Consider the following 3790-nt stretch of genomic DNA (forward strand, 5'->3'; position numbering starts at 1 on the left):
TGCGGCACGGAAACTGTCATCCAGGACCTGCGCTCAGGCCGATACAAGAACCCGGTCGGCACGGAAATAAAACCAGATGCATTCTATTTGCATCGCACTATTGTTCGTCATCGAACAATGGAAGGCGTTGGAAATTCATGAAGAGGAAGGTAAGGGCTCTGGCGCTCCTGGGAGTTGGCTTTTGTTTCGCCGGAGCAACGCACGCGCAGCAGGCGGACTTGAGTTCGCCCGACCTGGTTCTGATTAACGGAAAAGTCCTGACCATGGATAGTCGGTCATCCGTCGTGGAGGCGGTGGCCGTTCTGGACGGCAAGATACTCACAACGGGAAGCAACGCGTCGGTCAAATCCGTCATCGGCACACGGACGCGCGTTCTTGACCTTGCCGGCAAGACCGTCGTTCCCGGACTGATCGATACCCACGCGCATTTCAAGGCCGCCGGTCTCTCGGAATACGTAGTGAACATGAGCAGGGCGAAGACCGTCGTCGAGGCTCTTGACGCGATCAAGACATTCGCGGCCAGGAAGAAGCCAGGCGAATGGATCGTCGGCGGCGCATGGCATCCGCCGTCGCAACTCGCCGAGAAGCGCTATCTGACCAAACAGGAAATCGACGGCGCCGCTCCGAACAATCCCGTCTACCTGCGGACCGTTGGTCACTTTTCAATGGCGAACAGCCTGGCACTGCAGAAGGCGGGTGTCGACAAGAGCACGCCGAATCCGAGCGGAGGATCTTTCGAAAGAGACGCGTCCGGGGAGTTGACGGGCGTGCTCCTCGAGACCGCGATCGACCGGGTCGAAAAGGCCGTGCCTCCGTGGACTGAAGAAGACGAGGTCCGGCAGTTCAAGATCGCCGAGGGCGTTCTTAACACCTTCGGGATCACGAGCGTCGTCGAGGGAGCGACGGAAGCCCGAGACGTCCGGACGCTTGAGAAGATCGCTGTTTCCGGAGAGGCCACTGTTCGCGCAGGTTTGATGTTCCGGCCGGAGCCGCCGGCGGAGCTGTCTGCGTGGGAAGCGGTCATCTCCGGCAACGGCGCATCGTCCGGGTTTGGTGACGACTGGCTGAAGTTCGCCGGAATCAAGATCTTCTACGACGGCGGCATGACGCTGAAAACGGCGCTGATGCGCGACGTCTATCCTGACTCGAAGGACGACTATCACGGCATTGCGCAACAGACGCCCGAGCGGCTGAAGCAACTTGTGTCGATCTGCAACCGATACAACTGGCGCGTAGGCGTGCACGTCGTGGGGGACTTGGGCATCGACCAGGTACTCGACGCGTTCGAGGCTGCTGACAAGGAGAAGTCGATTCGCGATCGGCGCTTCATCCTGATCCATGCAAGCTTGATCAGGCCGGAACAGATGGAGCGGGCCCACAGGCTGGGAGTCCGCATCGATTTTCAGAACGTGTTCATGTGGGACAAGGCCGCGACCGTGGAGCGCTTCCTCGGGCGAGCGACCGCGGACCGTGCCGTGCCTACCAGGACTTTGATCGAGAAGATGGGATTGGACAGTCTCGGAGCTGGAACGGATTTTCCGGTCAACCCGATCAACCCGCTGCTCAACATGTACGTCATGGTAACGCGAAAGGATATCAACGGAAACGTTTACGGCGCATCCGAAGCCATCGGCCGCGAGCAGGCGCTGCGCCTCTATACGAGTGCGGCGGCACGTTACACGTTCGAGGAAGGACGCAAGGGCACGCTTGAGCCCGGAAAGTTGGCCGACCTGGTGGTTCTATCCGCGGATTACATAACTGTGCCGGAAGATCAGATCAAGGATATCAGGGCCGACGTGACGATCGTTGGCGGCAAAGTCGTCTTTCAGCGCTGAGCCGCGGTGCCGGCGAAGCTTCGCCCGATCGTCATGTCGTCCCGCTTTCGCTGGGATGGGCGGCGGTGTCGTCCGGCGCATTATTTCTTCCTCACAGCTTCGCTTGAAGCCTCGCGCAACGGCGCCCGGCTAAGTTGGTTGCCGGCCGCGATCGCCTTGCGCAAAAGCCGCAGGAGTTCGTCTGTCTCGTCGGCGGTCAGGCCACGCAGCATGATCCGCTGCGCCGCTTCTACCGCCGGTTCGATACTGTCGAGAATCCGCCTTCCCTTATCGGTGATCTGCAACTCGCGAACGCGCCTGTCCCTGCTGTTTGCGTGGCGCGCCAGCAAGCCTTTCTGCGCCAACCGATCTACAACTCCGGTGATGGTCGTTCGATCGTACGCGATCAATCCGGCAAGCGTCGCTTGATCGATTTTCGGATGTGACCGGATCGTGGTGAGCGCCGCATACTGAACGGGCGTGAGGTCGTGCCCGGCCTCCTCGACCTCGGCATGAAAGACCGCCACCGCGATCTGCTGGAACCGGCGCGCCAAGTGCCCGGGTTTGTCATTGTTATCGGTCACCAGCTCCTCCAGTCTGCTTGACAAGTATACTGATGATCAGCATACTGATCAAGTGCTGCAGAGGCGCGAAAGGTCCGTTAGCGACGGGGAGGTCCAGTGCAATTTCATCTGAATGGATTCGAGCCTGGCGATCCCGAGGTTGCGGATGCGGCGCAGCCGGCGGCCACTTCAGGATGTTCCGGCGCTGTCCCGGAGCAGGTCGACGTCCTCATCGTTGGCTGCGGGCCGGCAGGGCTGACCTTGGCGGCCCAATTGTCCGCCTTTCCCGACATCAAGACCTGCATCGTTGAACAGAAGTCCGGCCCTCTGCTGCGCGGCCAGGCCGACGGCATCGCCTGCCGTACGATGGAGATGTTCGAAGCCTATGGTTTCAGCGAGCGTGTGCTCAAGGAGGCCTGCTGGATCAATGAAACGACATTCTGGAAGCCTGACGACAAGCGGCGCGAAAACATCGTGCGCAGCGGACGGGTGCAGGACACCGAAGAAGGGCTGTCGGAGTTTCCGCATGTCGTTCTCAATCAGGCGCGGGTGCATGATTTCTTCCTGGACGTGATGCGCAAATCGCCGGCACATCTCGAGCCGCATTATGCGCGGCGCCTGTTCGATCTTCAGATCGCTCCGGACGCTGGTGCCGGCGACAATGCTGATCCCTATCGAGTGACCGCCCGGCTGGAGCGCCTCGATCCGGCGCACGAGGGACAGACCGAGACCATCAGGGCTCGCTATGTGGTGGGCTGCGACGGCGCGCGCAGCGCCGTACGCAAGAGCATCGGGCGCGCGCTGCACGGAGACTCGGCCAATCACGCCTGGGGGGTGATGGATGTGCTGGCTGTCACCGACTTTCCGGATATCCGTTTCAAGTCGTTGATACAGTCCGACAGCGACGGCAGCATCATCGTCATTCCGCGGGAAGGCGGCTATCTCGTTCGCCTGTATGTCGAACTTGACAAGCTTGACGCCGGTGAAAGAGTTTCAAATCGCAATATCACGGCCGACAATCTGATTGCGGCGGCGCGCCGCATTCTGCGGCCCTATACGCTCGAGGTGAAAGAGGTTGCCTGGTGGTCCGTTTATGAGATCGGGCAGCGCCTCTGCGACAAGTTCGATAACGTGCCCGAACAGGACATCCAGCACTTGCCCAGCGTGTTCATCGCCGGTGACGCCTGCCACACGCACAGCCCGAAAGCGGGCCAGGGCATGAATGTCTCGATGCAGGATGGCTTCAATCTCGGCTGGAAGCTGGCTTCCGTGCTGCGGAAGCGGTGCGCGCCTCGCCTGCTGCATACCTACTCGGCGGAACGACAGGCCGTCGCCAAGGAACTGATCGACTTCGATCGCGAATGGGCCGCGTTGCTTGCATCAAGCAAAGGGTTCGATGCGGCCGAGACCCAA

At 60.6% G+C, this 3790-nt stretch carries 3 protein-coding genes; 2 read left to right on the top strand and 1 reads right to left on the bottom strand.

Annotated features, from left to right (window positions below):
- The first annotated feature begins 137 nt into the window (after positions 1 to 137).
- On the top strand, positions 138 to 1835 hold the full coding sequence (locus ABR948_RS28910; protein WP_428124632.1) for an amidohydrolase: 1698 nt from the start codon (positions 138 to 140) through the stop codon (positions 1833 to 1835).
- Positions 1836 to 1915: 80 nt separating this feature from the next.
- Here ABR948_RS28910 and ABR948_RS28915 read toward each other — a convergent pair whose 3' ends face one another.
- The gene (locus ABR948_RS28915; protein WP_428124634.1) at positions 1916 to 2398 is read right to left on the bottom strand and encodes a MarR family winged helix-turn-helix transcriptional regulator; all 483 of its coding nucleotides are present in this window, start codon (positions 2396 to 2398) and stop codon (positions 1916 to 1918) included.
- Positions 2399 to 2494: 96 nt separating this feature from the next.
- On the opposite strand from ABR948_RS28915, the gene ABR948_RS28920 reads away from it, so the two are divergent.
- The coding region (locus tag ABR948_RS28920; RefSeq protein WP_428124636.1) for an FAD-dependent monooxygenase at positions 2495 to 3790 on the top strand (1296 nt) is incomplete at its 3' end.

The sequence above is a fragment of the Bradyrhizobium sp. genome, assembly GCF_050014615.1.
Classification (GTDB): Bacteria; Pseudomonadota; Alphaproteobacteria; order Rhizobiales; family Xanthobacteraceae; genus Bradyrhizobium.